At 53.9% G+C, this 15,189-nt stretch carries 16 protein-coding genes; 6 read left to right on the top strand and 10 right to left on the bottom strand.

The window, feature by feature from the left end; translation table 11 throughout:
- Window positions 1-16: 16 nt before the first annotated feature.
- The 4 genes from AACP44_RS02080 to AACP44_RS02065 all read left to right on the top strand — a co-directional run bounded on the left by AACP44_RS02080 (window position 17) and on the right by AACP44_RS02065 (window position 5,366).
- A complete protein-coding gene (locus AACP44_RS02080) occupies window positions 17-4,075 on the top strand; it encodes an SPRY domain-containing protein (RefSeq protein WP_339338525.1) in 4,059 nt (1,352 codons plus the stop codon).
- Window positions 4,076-4,098: 23 nt separating this feature from the next.
- On the top strand, window positions 4,099-4,647 hold the full coding sequence (locus AACP44_RS02075) for a hypothetical protein (RefSeq protein WP_339338523.1): 549 nt from the start codon (window positions 4,099-4,101) through the stop codon (window positions 4,645-4,647).
- A gap of 40 nt (window positions 4,648-4,687) precedes the next feature.
- A complete protein-coding gene (locus AACP44_RS02070) occupies window positions 4,688-5,050 on the top strand; it encodes a hypothetical protein (RefSeq protein ID WP_339338521.1) in 363 nt (120 codons plus the stop codon).
- Between the two features lie 85 nt (window positions 5,051-5,135).
- Window positions 5,136-5,366 (top strand): hypothetical protein, encoded by a 231-nt coding sequence (locus tag AACP44_RS02065; protein WP_339338519.1) that lies wholly within the window; start codon window positions 5,136-5,138, stop codon window positions 5,364-5,366.
- 675 nt (window positions 5,367-6,041) lie between these two features.
- Here AACP44_RS02065 and AACP44_RS02060 read toward each other — a convergent pair.
- Both AACP44_RS02060 and AACP44_RS02055 read right to left on the bottom strand, forming a co-directional pair.
- Entirely contained in the window at window positions 6,042-6,794 is a 753-nt protein-coding gene (locus AACP44_RS02060) for a hypothetical protein (RefSeq protein ID WP_339338518.1), read from the bottom strand.
- Window positions 6,791-7,216: a hypothetical protein gene (locus tag AACP44_RS02055; protein WP_339338517.1), complete on the bottom strand. Its 426-nt coding sequence runs from the start codon at window positions 7,214-7,216 to the stop codon at window positions 6,791-6,793. The genes AACP44_RS02060 and AACP44_RS02055 overlap by 4 nt, the downstream gene beginning before the upstream one ends.
- Here AACP44_RS02055 and AACP44_RS02050 point away from each other — a divergent pair.
- Together AACP44_RS02050 and AACP44_RS02045 are read left to right on the top strand one after the other, a co-directional pair.
- Window positions 7,143-7,415, top strand: a complete 273-nt coding sequence (locus tag AACP44_RS02050) for a hypothetical protein (RefSeq protein WP_339338529.1) — start codon at window positions 7,143-7,145, stop codon at window positions 7,413-7,415. The genes AACP44_RS02055 and AACP44_RS02050 overlap by 74 nt on opposite strands.
- Window positions 7,416-7,430: 15 nt before the next feature.
- Window positions 7,431-7,583: a hypothetical protein gene (locus tag AACP44_RS02045; RefSeq protein WP_339338527.1), complete on the top strand. Its 153-nt coding sequence runs from the start codon at window positions 7,431-7,433 to the stop codon at window positions 7,581-7,583.
- 136 nt (window positions 7,584-7,719) lie between these two features.
- On the opposite strand, the gene AACP44_RS02040 is transcribed toward AACP44_RS02045, so the two are convergent.
- The 8 genes from AACP44_RS02040 to AACP44_RS02005 all read right to left on the bottom strand — a co-directional run bounded on the left by AACP44_RS02040 (window position 7,720) and on the right by AACP44_RS02005 (window position 15,014).
- On the bottom strand, window positions 7,720-8,007 hold the full coding sequence (locus tag AACP44_RS02040; RefSeq protein WP_339338515.1) for a hypothetical protein: 288 nt from the start codon (window positions 8,005-8,007) through the stop codon (window positions 7,720-7,722).
- Between the two features lie 174 nt (window positions 8,008-8,181).
- The gene (locus AACP44_RS02035; RefSeq protein WP_339338513.1) at window positions 8,182-8,928 is read right to left on the bottom strand and encodes a hypothetical protein; all 747 of its coding nucleotides are present in this window, start codon (window positions 8,926-8,928) and stop codon (window positions 8,182-8,184) included.
- On the bottom strand, window positions 8,925-10,550 hold the full coding sequence (locus AACP44_RS02030) for a DnaB-like helicase C-terminal domain-containing protein (protein ID WP_339338511.1): 1,626 nt from the start codon (window positions 10,548-10,550) through the stop codon (window positions 8,925-8,927). Before AACP44_RS02030 ends, AACP44_RS02035 begins: the two co-directional genes overlap by 4 nt.
- Window positions 10,513-10,854: a hypothetical protein gene (locus AACP44_RS02025; RefSeq protein WP_339338509.1), complete on the bottom strand. Its 342-nt coding sequence runs from the start codon at window positions 10,852-10,854 to the stop codon at window positions 10,513-10,515. Before AACP44_RS02025 ends, AACP44_RS02030 begins: the two co-directional genes overlap by 38 nt.
- A 37-nt stretch (window positions 10,855-10,891) precedes the next feature.
- Window positions 10,892-11,506 (bottom strand): hypothetical protein, encoded by a 615-nt coding sequence (locus tag AACP44_RS02020; RefSeq protein WP_339338507.1) that lies wholly within the window; start codon window positions 11,504-11,506, stop codon window positions 10,892-10,894.
- Window positions 11,503-13,830, bottom strand: a complete 2,328-nt coding sequence (locus tag AACP44_RS02015; RefSeq protein ID WP_339338505.1) for a DNA-directed RNA polymerase — start codon at window positions 13,828-13,830, stop codon at window positions 11,503-11,505. The genes AACP44_RS02020 and AACP44_RS02015 overlap by 4 nt, the downstream gene beginning before the upstream one ends.
- Window positions 13,802-14,701: a site-specific integrase gene (locus AACP44_RS02010; RefSeq protein WP_339338503.1), complete on the bottom strand. Its 900-nt coding sequence runs from the start codon at window positions 14,699-14,701 to the stop codon at window positions 13,802-13,804. Before AACP44_RS02010 ends, AACP44_RS02015 begins: the two co-directional genes overlap by 29 nt.
- Complete coding sequence (locus tag AACP44_RS02005; protein ID WP_339338502.1) at window positions 14,694-15,014, bottom strand: hypothetical protein; 321 nt, start codon at window positions 15,012-15,014, stop codon at window positions 14,694-14,696. Before AACP44_RS02005 ends, AACP44_RS02010 begins: the two co-directional genes overlap by 8 nt.
- Window positions 15,015-15,189: the final 175 nt, after the last annotated feature.

Here is a 15,189-nt window from a genome sequence, read left to right as displayed (position 1 = left end):
TGATCCCAAGAAAGGGATGGATATTGTCACCTACGACGGTAATGGTGGAACGCAAAATATCGGTGGTTTGAATTTTGAACCTGGACTCGTATGGTTGAAGACAAGAACAGGCCACAGTGGTAAGAGTCATGGTCTTTTTGATGTTGTAAGAGGACCGACTAAGTTTTTATCATCAGACTCTACTGCTGATGAAAATAGTTCTTACAACAATAATCTCACTTCTTTCAATCCTGATGGATTTACGATCGAAGATGAGCCTGATTTTAACACCGGCGGCAGAACCTATGTTGGCTGGTGCTGGCGAGCTGGCGGTCCTGCTGTTGCTAATGATGCTGGATCGATCACTTCACAAGTCTCCGCAAATACTGATTATGGGTTTTCAATCATAAAATATACCGGCGTTGATAATTCATCGGCGAAGACTATTGGCCATGGTTTGGGCAAGGTACCTAAGTTGGTGCTGATTAAAAACCTCACGGATTCAGAAGACTGGGCTGTTTATCATGCCTCTTTAGGCAACACTAAATATCTTCAGCTAAACTCTGCAGGCGGTGCAGCAACTTCATCTGCATACTGGAACGATACAGATCCAACGTCGTCGCTGATTACGCTAAACAACAGCAATGATGTGCAGCGAATTAACAGAGACTACATCGTATATGCGTGGAGCGAGGTATCGGGCTACAGCAAGTTTGGCAGCTACACCGGAAACGGTAGTGACGACGGTCCGTTCATAGAAACCGGGTTTAAACCAAGGTGGATATTGATTAAGTCAACTTCCGCATCAAATGCCAACTCTCATAGTCATTGGCTTATTTACGATACAGAACGCAGTCCCACCAACGAAGCTGACGATCTTTTATTGGCAAGCGGTAATAACGCAGAGTTCTCAGGCACCAATACAGGAATTGATATTCTTGACAACGGATTTAAGCTTAAAGCAGATACGGGTGGCTATGCAAACTTTAATACTAACCAATATATTTACGCAGCATTTGCGGATCGGCCAGGGAACAACTGGGACGTAAACAACATCGTCACCAATGAAGGTCTGACCACCAGCAAAACGCAGTTCGATGTGGTGACCTACACCGGCAACGGTGGAACCAACGCTATTGGTGGGCCTGTCTATAGCGCCACTAGCAATTTAAGTAATCCCGCTAACGTTTTTGATGGTGATACCAGTACTGGCAGTGTGTTTAACAGCACCGGCAACAGTGTCCTGACAGCGGGTTCTATGACTATCACCAGTTCGCTGGAGATCTTCCATAACCGCACAGGCAGTGATGGCATCACTGTAAATATCAACGGGACAAATTACACTGCAACGGGTCTAGGCAGCAACGGTTATCACACGATTCCAATTCCAGGTAGTGATTTGCCACTGACTACTACTGGCAATATCACTATTAAAGACAACCAATCTGGCGCACAATCAACTGTGTATGCAGTGCGTGTTGATTCAAGTGTCTTAGTAGACGGCACCGGCCCAGGTCTCAAGTTCCAGCCGGATCTCGTCTGGATTAAGAATAGAAATGGCGCCCATAACCACATGCTCTTTGATGTAGTACGTGGAGCAGGTGCAGACCTGATGTCGAACGCAACCTCTGCCGAAAGTTCTGGGGGTAGCAATGATTTGACTTCGTTTGACTCAAGCGGTTTTAGTCTTGGATCGAATAATGCTGTAAACCAGTCAACTAGAACTTACGTTGCTTGGTGCTGGAAGGCAGGTGGCACGGCAGTTTCTAACACTGACGGCAGCATCACCTCATCGGTATCTGCAAACGCTGCGTATGGTTTTTCGATTGTTAGTTACTCAGGAAACTCTGTCAACAATGCAACTATTGGGCATGGTTTAAACGGAAAAGTTCCAAAGCTAATTATTACCAAAAACCGTAGTGCAGCATATAACTGGATTACATATAGCTCGGCATTGGCCGCTACAAAGGTTCTTGCGCTTGATGCTACTAATGCGGCTTTTACGCCTAGCGGTGGTTATTACTCAAACGTTGAAGGCAGTACATATCAAGTCGTTCAAGGGAGTGCAAACCTGACAAACCTGAACAATTCAGGCGATGATTACATCGCCTACTGCTTCGCGGATGTCCCCGGCTACCAGCGCATTGGTTCGTACACCGGCAATGGCAGCAGCACAGGTCCTGTAGTTGTAACCGGCTTTAAGCCCAGATTCTTGCTGGTAAAAAACTTAAACGCATCACGAAACTGGGTGCTTTGGGATACGGAACGCGCCAATAACGACACGTTAAAAGCCAACTCAAGTGGAGCTGAGGAATCAAATTACCAAGTAGATGCGTTGCCAAACGGCTTCCAAATTAAAAATACTTGGAACGAGTTCAACGAAAACGGCGCAACTATTCTCTACCTAGCAATCGGAGATGACGAGATTGGGTCGGATGAGGATTGTCTAGTTGACGTACCAAATGCAGTCACTGCAGATGCGGACGCAACGGACACGACGGGTGGCTATCAGCGCGGCAACTACGCAGCGTGGAACCCGCTTGATTCAAATTTGACCCATAGCAACGGAAATTTAGATTTAACATCAATTGCTAATCAAACTTGGGAATCATGCAGAGCAACTATAGGCATGCCTAGTGGAAAGTTCTACTGGGAAGTAACTGTCAATAGCATGAGTCACACTAATCAAAATGTCATTCAACTAGGAATTGGTGCGCTTACAACACCTCTCGCTCCAGCTGATTCTGCAGCAGTGCCTGATAATTATGTTTTTGTTAATTACACCCAACAGAAATATCTTAATGGCAATGGTTCGTCTTATGGAAACGCTTTTGGAGTAGGCGATGTTGTCGGGGTTGCCTTTGATGCAGATAATGGAACATTAACTTTCTACATAAACGGAGTTTCTCAAGGTGTTGCGTGGACCGGCTTGAATGTCGACAAACTTTTTGCTCCCGTGATTACTTTAGGTCGAAGCAGCGCCAGCACCAGCATTAGTGCAAACTTCGGCCAAATGCGGTTCAAGTATCCGATTCCCACGGGTTACGCCGCATTGAATACCACGGCAATGACACCCGCGACGATTGCCGATGGTTCGGATTACTTTCAAGCAAAAACTTTTACTGGAAACGGTGGTACACAATCAGTTAGCGATTTGAAATTTAGTCCAGACTTTTTGTGGTTTAAAAACAGGACAGATAGCAGTGCAGCAGCACACCGCCTGTTTGACACTGTTAGAGGCGCGAGCAAAACTTTATTCTCTAACTTAACTAACGATGAACTTGAAGTAGCAAACTCTCTTACCTCATTTGACTCTAATGGTTTTACTGTTGGTAGCGGTAACTGGGTCAACGGTAGTGGTGACGGGATAATTGCTTGGGCATGGGACGCCGGATCATCAACGGTTAGCAACACTGACGGCAGCATTACTTCTAGTGTCAGAGCAAATCAATCTGCTGGATTTTCTATTATTGCCTATACCGGAAACGGGTCTTCTAGTGGCTCGACAGTAGGCCATGGTCTTGGAGCTACGCCTGATTTTTTAATTGTTAAGTCGAGAGACACAACCTACAGCTGGACTGTTTGGCACAATTCATTTACGGCCAAGCAGCTTATTTATCTCAACCACGATTACGGAATTCAAGAAAACAAGGATGACCATTTCAACAATACTTTGCCGACAAACCAAGTCTTTAGTTTAAGAGAATCTCCTGCAGTTAATTCCAGCGGTGATGATTTTATTTGCTATGCGATATCGGCTATTTCAGGTTATAGCGCGGTTGGTTCGTACACCGGGGATGGTACGGACCAGCATCACATTAATCTAGGATTTAGGCCAGCTTTTGTACTAATCAAGAGAACTGACACCGGCGCTTGGGTCTTAATTGATTCAGCCAGAAGTCCAACCAATGAATTTACAAATTGGCTGCGGCCCAATGAGTCTGAAGCTGAATCTACCAACAACAAATTCGATCTTGTGAGCAACGGGTTCGTGTTGAGAAAAAATGATAGTTTTACAAATCAAAGCACAAAGACTTTTATTTACATCGCATTTGCTGAAAACCCCTTCCAAGCCAATGGCGGGCTTGCTCGTTAAACTCACACCATCGGTCTAGACCCATGCCCTGGAAACTCGGATCACGCCGTATTGCCTATGACGTGCCTTTCACCAATGAAAGCACCGGCCAGCAGTACCCAGCCAACTGGATGCGCAAGACACCTGACAAGGTCAAGCGTGACATCGGCATGATTTGGGAAGAACCAGTTGCAACAAACTACGATCAACGGTTTTACTGGAGCGCAGACAACCCTAAGCAGCTGGATGACGTAACTGACGAAGAGGGCAACACCACCACAGGTCTCAAGACACTGTGGAAAGCAAACCAGTCGCAGATTGCTGGAATGTTGATTGCGCCGTCTGATTGGCGCGTCATCAAAGCTAAGGAGACTGGCAGCAACATGCCCGCTGCTTGGAAGACTTATCGCGCTGCTGTCCGCACTGCCTGCAATACACGTCAAGCTGAGATCGATGCTTGCTCTGACGTAGCTGCGTTAAAGGAGCTGTTGTTTGGCGACGCTCAAGTGCAGCAAACTGATGACGACGGCAACCCTGTGATGATTGCCAATCCGGCACTAGCAACTGCATGGCCTGAGCTGGCTGAAAGTTAAATCGCTATGTTGGCCACGGAAAACGTACAACTTCTTCCACATGAACAACCTCCTCATTGCGAGTGGTGTCGCCGCTACCGCCAGTGCGCTGGCATTGCCTGCCTATTCAAACGTCTACCTGAACCCAGAATTTAACGGCGCTAATTACGGCGACAGCTATCTTGGCGGCACGCTCACGATCGACGTGGGTTACGAAGGTTCAAGTGGCGCTTACAGCTACTACATCCAGGGAGGCCCGGCTCTGGTAATGCCAAATGGCACCGACAACGAGGTTGAATTTGCAGGCAAGTTCGGCGGTGCAATCCAGGCATCTGAAAACGTGTCTGTCTATGGCGAGCTGAGCGGCATCACTGGCGATGAGTTGTCAATTGGCAGCAAGCTTGGCCTTAAGTACAGCTTCTGAGCTATAACTTGAGCACCCCCTCGGGGGTCTCCTCACACGAGAGAAGAGCCCCGTGACACCTCCGGGGCTTTTCTGCTTTTTACCCATGCAAAAGGTTTTTAATTTATTGGGCACTGTGGGGTTCATCGTTTCGACAGGAACGCTGGCCATCGGCACTGCTGGTTACATGCAGCTGCCATCTCTCGCCAACAAATACATCAGCGAGCTGAAGCTAGAGCTGGTGCAATCAATGACAGAGATGATGCCTGTGCAGATTGACAAGGCCCTGCCCCAGGCGCCGACTGGCATTGGCCCTGCCGTGCCGATCATTCCGTAGTGCCGGAGATACCAGAGCTAACGGTTGGAGAGATAGGTGCGCCGCGCATCATTGCGCCCTACGTCATACCGTCACCGTCTCTTCCAACTGCACCGCCTGTTACCTCGGCCACATGGCCGGTAATTGATATGCCGGGCTGCGTCCGTGCCCGCATCAACTCAGGCAATGGCACTGATGCATTTACTACTGACCCGAAGGGCAACGTAACTCTGTGCCAGGGCAATGTTCCTACGTTCGAGGCGCTCGACTATCGGCCCCGTGAGTTTACGTGGGTGCAGCCACCAGCAGCGCCCATAAAAAAGCCGGAGGTCATGACACCCCCGGCACAACCCACTCTTCCACAGACGCCGGGCTCGACAGTTCCCGACACAACCAATGTGGCAAGGAAGCAGCCGTGCCCTCCGTTTGGCGCTGATCCCTTAGGCAGTTGGAACAAAATCGGTACGAAGGTACTGGCTGGTTATGAGTTAGTCGACGGTGAGTGCGTAAAGATCTGGGATCCTGCGCCCATCGGCCAGGTCATTAACAACTACATCCCAGACGCAGGGCCCACGGTCAGCGTTGCCCTAACCGCGGCCGTGGCCACTACCATCGCTATCTTCAGCAAGCCACTGGCGTCCATCTTGCAGAAGCTGGCCAAGCCTGTGACCAAGAAGGTGGTGAAGAAGCTGCTGCTTAAAAAGGAGAAACCGGTATCGGTGAGGGAGCGGATCCTGGCGCAACGAGATCGGAGTCGCGCACTAATGGCTTTGCGTCGGATGGTGGGTAAATGAATCTGTGCGTGTGCTGCTCCACAGGTATGGGCTTGAGCACAACGTCAGCACAAATGGCACGGAACGGGCTGGTTTCACTAAAGCCATAGCCCTCACGCAGGGCGGTCGAGCATGCCTTAAGTCTCGCAATCTCGTAGTTCAATCTTTTGTCAGCCAGCGCCTGTTCGTAAAGCTGGACTTGGCGGCGGGCCGCTTGCTTGCACAACTCAATGGGCTCACGGCCCAGGGGGATGCTGATGGTGGCAGTGATGCCACCGTTGACACTGAAGTTTGACTTCTGTGCCGTGCGTATCGGCTTGTAAAACAGGACTTCGCCTGGATTGTCAGGGATTCCATCGGGCCCATTCAGTCCAGTTTCAGGGTCAATCAACCCGAAGTTGTCACTGTTGTTATAAACAGGCTCGTTGTACGTCTCCTCCCATGGCTGTGCCCAGCTGTTAGTTGTTGATAAAAACGGAGATATGTTTAGTGTTGGCCCATCACATGTAATACCTGACCCATAGTGATACTTATGCTGCGCACTAGGTGTTACTTGCACGGCCTGATTAACCACTGAGCCGCTACTATTACTGATTGGACTTGCTGTTGCATTTACCTGCGCATTTACCTGCGCTGGATATAACAAAAGGAACAAGCTTGCAGCTATGCGTTTCATTGGCTGAATGTGCTGGTGGAATCAACGATGGTTTCGCTGTTGGTTTCACGCTGAATGATCGTGACGGACTCAAGCCCAGGCGCCGTGTACGTTTCCGCAAATTGGAACGCACCGCCCGGTGTGGCCAGCGACCAGGTCGGACGTGTCGACATGTCTAGTCCCAGCTGGCTGGTGCCAGCACCCTGGATGGTGACAGTCTGCCGTGTCGTACCGGTTGGATTGACTGGGCCTGACACGTTAAGACCTACGCCTGCCGCAGAGTATTCGTAGCCAGTGCGATACGAGTGGCTGGTAATTGTTTCCAACACCTTGGTCTTTGATTCTGTTCTGCTCGACAAGATCCCGCTTGTGAAATTTGGCACCACGGGTATGGCTAATGCTGGTGCAGGTGCCAGCAACAAAAGCAGAAAGACCGCACGCATTTACTTTGTCGTCAGCTCCACAATTGTCTGGCCTAATGCACTCGTACCTGCTGCACCTGGTGTGATTGTTAGAACACCCGAGGTCGCCAGCGTCCCCGCCAACCCAGTATTGGCGCCGGCGGCCGTGCTCGTCACATCCGAGAAATTAGGGATTGCGCCAACTGATGCTGCTGAATCGGGCACAGCATCGCCTTGGTAATAGGTTTGCGAGAACGTGAAGGCGTTGCCACTGGTCGCCTGCGTAGCGCTAGGTAATGTGATTGCGTTAACGCCGTTGGTGGCTGCCCCGAATCCACCTATTGCGTTACTGGTTGTGGTGCCACCCGAAGTTACCGAGGTGGCCACACCAGAGCCGCTGACTGAATAGGAGTTTGACTGCCTGATTGCACGGCTGACTGCGGCGTCAACTGACAACTGCACCGACGATTGAATCTTGTGGGTGAGGTCTGCCTCGGCTGGATTTGCGGCCAGCAATGTGACGCCTAACACCAAAAGGCTGCGCTTCATTTGATGCCAGTTTTGCTGTTGTTCTCCACAACGTTAACGCCAGTGCCTTCCTTTTTCTTTTTGTTGAGCTTGCCCAGGGCTGGTGTGTACGTCGCAGCAGTCCCCGTAAGCAAGCTGGCCGGGAAAGTTGGATCAACAGCCTGCTTAAAAATGCCCAGGTAATTGGCAGTCAGTATCGCCATGGACCAGGCCAGGATGCCCAGTCTGACCAGGTCACCCAGCCAACCGTGGTCATTCTGCTGCTGGTCTTCTTCTTGCTCAGCTGGACGTTGTTGTTCTGCCATTGTCGACGGAGCTACCGTTAAATCGTACCGACCACGTCGACATGCTCCTGCTCATCAGGCCAATCCTGTTTGCATTTCTGAAATCAGAGTCGTGCAAAAAGCTGATCGTTGATGTGCTCTACGCCATGGCCAAGGCGTCAGACAACAAGCTTGATGACCACATCGCAGCCATGGTCAAGCAGGCACTGCTGCCGGCGGCACCCAAAGCTTGACCTGCTTGGACTGCTCGCAATAGTCACCTACTCGCAGGATGCGAGCCAGCCTGGCTGTGCGTATGGCATCAGCTGCTAGCAAGCCTGCCTTCATGTATGCACCCACCACTGCAGGCCACATTTCCTGCACGGTAGTCTTGTCTTTCAAAATCTTGTTGGCAGTGACAGGGCCTACCCCTTTCACACCCTTGTAGCCATCGGTCGAATCGCCGGTGAGGGTCTGCGCCATCCATGCGCGGTCTGCGTCAAGCGAGGTGACCTCCTCGATCTGTTCGTTGACGAGCAACTTGCAGGGGACAGTGCGCATGTCCTTGTCGATCGACACGATGATCGGGTCAGGCACGCTGCCGTCAGTAGCAAGCAGGCCCATGCAATCGTCAGCCTCAAGCATCGGCTTGACCACTGTCGGGTAGGCATCGGCAATCCACTTACGCATGTCACTCAAGCCAAGGGGCTTGCGCTTGCCAATGCGGTTGGCCTTGTAGTCAGGGAACTCCACATGCCTGAACGTGGGGTAGCTACTCAGGCACACCAGCACATCACTGTCATCAGCGATGGCCCGGTAGTTCTCGATCATGGTGCACACCGTGTTGATCACATCGCCCTGGTCGAGGTGCAAGGTGTGAATGGTGTCGGTCCACCTGACGTCACGTTCGTTTGCTGAGCACCCGAGGTACAGCAGCCAGTCGCCATCAAGAAGCAGGGTCATAGTCCGAAGTAAGAAGACATGGGTACAGACAGGCGACCTGTCTTGCGGTCAAACACCAGCTCGTCCAGCGGTCCGGTCTCGCCACTGAATCTGTTCTTGAGCATGCGCAGCTGCAGCTTGTTGCGCTCATCGTCACCACCCTGCTGGTTGCGTTCTGCTCCGATACAAAGGTCAGAGAGCTGGGCTATGGCGTGGCTACCCCTAAGTTGCGACAGGCTGGTCTGCCCACCCTCTTCATGGCCGCGGCCTTCTGGTCGCTTGAGGTGTGACACCAGCACCAGCCCCACGCCTGTCTGCTCCACCACCTGCCGCAGCTTGGTGCATGTGACGTCCAGTGCACGGCGCTCGTCGAGATCGGAGATGCCACTGACCACGATGGTGAGGTGATCGACCACCACCACGTCGACACCCTCTGATGTAGCGAGGTATTTGATTTGCTCGACCAATCGGTCGGGGTCCATCGACCCGAAGTGGTCATAGAGAAACAGGTTGCCGGTGCTCATCAGCTCATCAAAAGCCGTGCGCACCTTTGGGTCTTTGACCAGGTCGGGCTCTAGGTGAATGGGCATGGAGATGTCCACGCCAACGATGCCTTGCAGTGAGCGTTGCATGCTCTCCTCCAGCATGAACACACCAACCTTCAGGCCAGCACGCAGGAAGTGGACGATCCACTCACGACAGATGCTGCTCTTGCCTGCGCCACTGCCCGCCGCCAGGGTCACCATCTCACCCTTACGAAAGCCATGCGCTGCAGCATTCAGCTTGGGCCAGGGGTACTGACACACAGCTGCTGCGCCTGGCTTGACCAGCTCTTCCCACAGTTCTGACGCATTGATGATGCCGTCAGGTCTGACAGGCGTGGCCTTCCACAACAGGTCACGCAGGTGCTCACCCTCGCCGGCCACCAGCATTTCGTTGGCGTCCTTGCGGGGCAGCCGGCAAATGGCTGCTTTACCAAGAGGCAACACCGACATGGCATCCTCCGCCGCAGCAACACCAGGATCATCTGAGTCAAAACATAAGACAACCCGATTGAATTGGCTAAGCCATTGAAGATTGGCGGCTAAGTATTTGCGTGCGGAAGATGCACCGTTGGGCAGAGATACAACAGGGAACTTGTTGCCTTGCACCTGCGACACACTCATTGCATCAATTTCACCCTCGGTCACAACACAGAACATGTTTGTTCCGTTGCCGTGGTTCTGTCGCCATAAGTGTTGGCCGAACAGTTGCAGTTGATTGGTTGATCCAATCCACCTGAACCGCTTGTCTTTGTACCGCAGGTGTTGCGCTGCCTTCTTGCCCAGCTGGTCCCGATAGGTGGCGACCTGCACCAGCTCGTTGTTGTGCGTGGTGGTGCCGTACTCAAACAGCTTGGTCGTGTCTAATGACAGGCCACGGCGCTCAAGGGCCAGTGGCTTTACAAAGTTCAGCAGCTCCACTTTGGGTTCAGGTGTTGGTTGGTAACGGGGCAGGCGCTCAGGCTGGGGGCTTTTCTCAATGACTGCATCGCAGCTGTAGCAATACAAATGCCCGTCGCTAAAGCGTGCTGCGTTGTCCTTGCTGCCGCACTGCGGGCACGGCTCATGCTTTAGGAACTTGGACTTGCGCTTCTCCTTCATCAAACCAGGCAGTAGGGATGTGCCCTTCGCACCAAGCAAAGCCATGGCGGTCAGCCCATTGGCCATAGGTCAGCGACCGTGGCGCTTTACTGAGCTTGACCTTGGCGTTCTGGAAGCAAAGGCGGATGTCTGCGTCAGGATGGCAGGCCTTTACGGCCAGCATCTTGCGCCGATCCTCGGGGCTGAACAGTCCCTTGGTCTCCACCATGCAGCTGGGCAGGATGAAGTCAGGTGTGTAGATAGCCTCGATGCGGTAGGGCAGGGCCCGGCTTTCGTATTGGAAAGCAAGGCCCCGCTTGTTCAAGCTAGAAGCAACGTTGGCCTCGAACTTGCTGCGGTATCTACCAGTCGCCTGCGTTATCCGCCTCCGGCTCTGTCTCCTGGACGTCGCCTGCCTTAAACCCTGTGCTTTCCGCCTGAAAACCAAAGCTGCTAGCCCCTCTGCTGTACTCAACAAAGTTCAGGATCTGTGCGCCGAGCACTTTGCATGTGACACCCGTGCCCTTGGGCCCGGTGTAGCCAGACGCCACGAAGTTGAGGCGACCTGTGGTCTCGGGCCCCATCTTCTTCAGTGGTGCACGGTTAGGGATTGGCTTGCCCTCGCTGTCGAACAGCGCCACCTCTGCTGACCAAGTGGTGCCGTCGTTGCGCACGCCATTGGCCTTGCGCTTCATCTTGACGGAGAACACTGCCCGTTTCTGGTCGTCCTCTTCAAACTTCCAAGGCTTGTCATTCAGCTCCAGCTTCTTGCCAGGGCCAGTGCTTGCCAGGTGCTCGAGATAGCTGGCGTGATACGCCTCCAGCTCCTGCTCTAGATCGCTTGCGTCCTTGGCATCGATGTGTGCCGTGACCTTGTAAACAGCTGGCGGGTACTTGGTGTCTGGTTCAACCAGCCAGGCGTAGGTCAGTCGACAGGGCGGTGTGGTGAACGTCTTGGATTCGAAGTCAGCTTTCATGTGATGAAGTAATCAGATGATTTCACTTGTGAGAGATCGAGCTGCCCTGTCACAGGACAAGGCAACTCGGCACCCCTTCTCCGGGCGAGCTGGTTAGACAAGGAGTCAAGCCAGCTTTCGGAGTAAAGCGCAGCAAATGCTGCCCGGACAGAGTCGCGCAGTTGTTCCATTTCTGCAGGTGTTGTCACAAAACAGTCATGAACACCGGCCACGTTGGTGACGCCGTGGTCTTTCGCATGAAGCGTGGCCATCGCCATGTGGCTGGCGTCCATGCTGTGCAGCACGTTGGGTGACAGCGCATTAGCCATGCGTTTGGTGTCCAGCTCGACGTCATCGTCGACGTTGATCTTGATGTCCATCTGCACGTCAGACAGGTAGTGCATGCGGATGCGCTTGACCTTGGCTGCCATGTACTTCTGCTGCACCAGCAGCCCGCTTGGCGTGGTCCATTGCAGTGGTTCGTTGTGCTTGCCTGCGTCCTTACCAATGGCACGGAACCACTTCATCGCCTGCTCAGCAGGGCCGATTAATGCAACTGCCTCACGATGCAGGATGCGTGCCATGAAATGCACGGTGCTCATCGCACCCTTGCGTGTGGCCCACGTCTTGCCGTTGAACAGTTCGTTGCTGCGCTCAACAGCCCAGTCGTAGCAGTTAAAGTAGAAGGCACTGTGTGTTGCTGAGTACGGCAAGCACATGACGACAGGCTTGGCTAGCGAGCGGTCAGGCTGCAGCTGCAACCACTTGCGTGCATCAGAGTCATCGCTTGCACGCAGCGCAGCCAGCACTCGTGCAATGACGCTGCCGTAGATGTCTTGCGGCTGCTCTGATGGCAGCAGGTTGACAAGCCTGCCCATCTCCTCGTTGCGCAGCAGTGCGCTGTAGTGCTGGATGCCACTGCATGTGCAGTCCAGGGTGACGGGCAGCTGGCAGACGTAGCCGTAGCCTTGCCTCTTGAACTGCATGTAGCTGCGGCAGAAAGCAAGGAAGCACCACGGCTTGTCGGCTCGCATCCAAAACTCAGCGTGCGCCCATGGGTCAGTGCCGCAGGCCACAATGTGCTGCTCCTCTTGATGCACCCAGTCGATGCGTGATTGGAAGTCGAGCTTGCCGTGGCCGTACATGTTGGCGCCGTGCACCCGCAGCCAGTCCGCTTGCTTGCTAGTTGTGATGGGCTGCCCGTCGCTGAACAGCAGCAGGCACCGGCTCACGTCGTTGCCCTGGGGGTTGAGGTACGGCGGCCTGTAGTAGTACCGCCCCCTGAAATCCAGGCTCATCACGAAGTACAGGCGAGGCTCGTCGATGAATCGCTTGGCTACCCACAAGCACTTGGCAATGGCAATGCGTGCGGTGCGTGTCTTGTCGTTGCGCTCGTGGATGCGGCGTGCATTGATGCGCCACTTGATCACACCATCACTGTCCTCAGGCAGGTGCTTGGGGTATGGCGGCACCGGCCAGCCATCCCGTGGCATCAGGCATCCAATCTCCAGGCTGTTGTCATAGGCATGCAGCACCTGGTCGAGCATCCATGCGTTGACCTGCCATGCCACGTTTTGTTGTGCGTTGGCAGCCAGCAGGTATGGCTCATCACCCTTAGTGTGCTGTGCCACCAGCTCAGCGTTTGACTTGAGCAGCGTGAGCGGGATGCTGTCAGTGAGGTAGCCGCCACTCAATGGCGACGTCCATGGCCGCGGCTCAACCACCATCGGCAGGTAGCTCGGTGTCATCAGCCGCTGCTGCTCGTGCACGTTCTCCACCCACGCCATGCACTGATCAGTTGGCCGGACCACACGACGGGCTGGCTTGTAGCTGCGGTCCAGCACAATCTCGATGATGCCTACCTCTTTTGCGATTAACTCAACAAGAAAGACACCCGATGCCATGCGCTCTCGTGGGTGCCACTGCTCCGTGTTCCGCATATGGCTGATCGCAGCGACCTGATGCCGTCGTCGGCTACGGCCGCGCCGAAAGGTGCGCAGCTCTTGTGCGCTTGCGCGATCCAGCATCGTCTCAATCCAGAGCTTCTCAGCCAGCTCCGCTGCGACGTGGTGCAACGTATTGCAGCTGCTGAGCGTGTCGACCACCACCCGCATGGCAGTTGCAGCGACCTGCTGGGGTGGAAGGTGTGTCACGGGTGCAAGCAGGGCGAACGCGCGGCCCGCCTTGCCTGCCTCGATGCGCTTGCGCACAGCACGCAGGTGCATGACCAGGCGGTCGACGCCGACAGCAGTCAGCGCCTCCCCCCACTTGCTGAGTGATTGCATCCGCCCCTTGCGGTGGCGGTTAGCGATCAGCTCAACTCGATCCCGCCCGAGCGTGAGCATTTCTCGCTCGAGCTGGAGCTGGTCTGCCGTTGACCTGTTCAAGCTTGCGGATTGCATCTCGTAGTTGTGGCTTTGCGAGGTGTGCGTACTTCTCTGTCTCCGTGATGCTCTTGTGGCCCAGGATTTCCTTGACCACATACAAGTCAACGCCTTGCTGCACCAATCGACTGGCGCAGGTGTGGCGCAGCATGTGCAGCACCCAGTGGTTGTCGTCCTCCATGCCCAGGTCACCGCGCGCGCAGTCCCAGACGTACTCGAGGTGCCCACGGTGCAGGTTGTAAAACAGCGAGCCGTTCTGATTGCGTCGCTTGCACCGACGAGCCACGATCTGCCGCACTCGATCAGTCATGGGCACCGACCGGGGCTTGTCTGCCTTGGTCTTCCACACGCTGATGATGTTGTGCTCCAGGTCCACGTCGGCAGGGATGGTGCGGAACAGTTCACTAAGTCGCATGCCCGTGTCCATCAGCACGATCAGTGCCTCGCACACGTTGATCTCCTCAACGTTGCAGCACCAGTTGATCAGTGCGTCCTCTTCCTCAACAGACAGGCAACGAATCCTGCTGTGCGAGACCTTGAGTGTCGGGATGTGCGGTGTTCTGCTGCACCCATCACGCCGTGCTGCGTCTGTGTAGAGAGCCTTGAGTACAGACAACTTGCGGTTGATGGTGGCTGGCTTGTTGCCAACGCCTTTGAGCGCCTCGATGAAGCCATCAACGTCGGTAGTGGTGATGTCATCAAGCCGTTTGGCTGTGCCGAAGTGGTCGAGCACCATGCCCAGGTTGGACAGGGCTTTGCGCTCGTTGCTTGAGCCAGCAAACCGCACCTGTTCAGAGCAGGTTGCGGCCTCTCGCAGTGTCCAGTTAGGCATTGTCTGCACCTCGCATGTATGCCTCTCGTGCCAGCTCAATCTGTTTGCTGCTGAGCTGCTTGTCCTCGGCGTATTGCACCAGCCAGGCGCTAAACATGCGCTCCCGTAGCTCACCCAGGGTTGCACCCATGGGCGGAGCGTCGGGCAACATGCACCAGTGCGTCGCACCTTGGCGGAATTGCCAACCGTGATACGGCCCGCTCATCCACTTACCGATCGGGTCATAAAACAGGATGTGGCCCTCGTTGTTGGCGTGTGCTCGTGTTGGCTTCTTGTCTTCCAGGGCATAGACAGGCCCTAGTTCAACGTTCATTGGTTGTCTCCGTGGTGGTTTGTTGGATGACGTGTTGGCCCCACAGGGCACAGATCACCGTCATCTGAGTGGATGGTTTGTTGCCGATGTTGTCCTCGTACCAATCGCGGAAGAGCGCGCAGAGTTCGAGCTTTCTTGTGTTCCGATCCATGCGAAACCGTTGATGAAGAAAAGC

Origin of the sequence: uncultured Oceanicoccus sp., from assembly GCF_963968385.1 — a bacterium.
GTDB lineage: Bacteria > Pseudomonadota > Gammaproteobacteria > Pseudomonadales > Dasaniaceae > Oceanicoccus.
The sequence above is the reverse complement of the archived record's forward strand: the minus strand, read 5'-3'. Positions and strand labels throughout refer to the sequence as shown.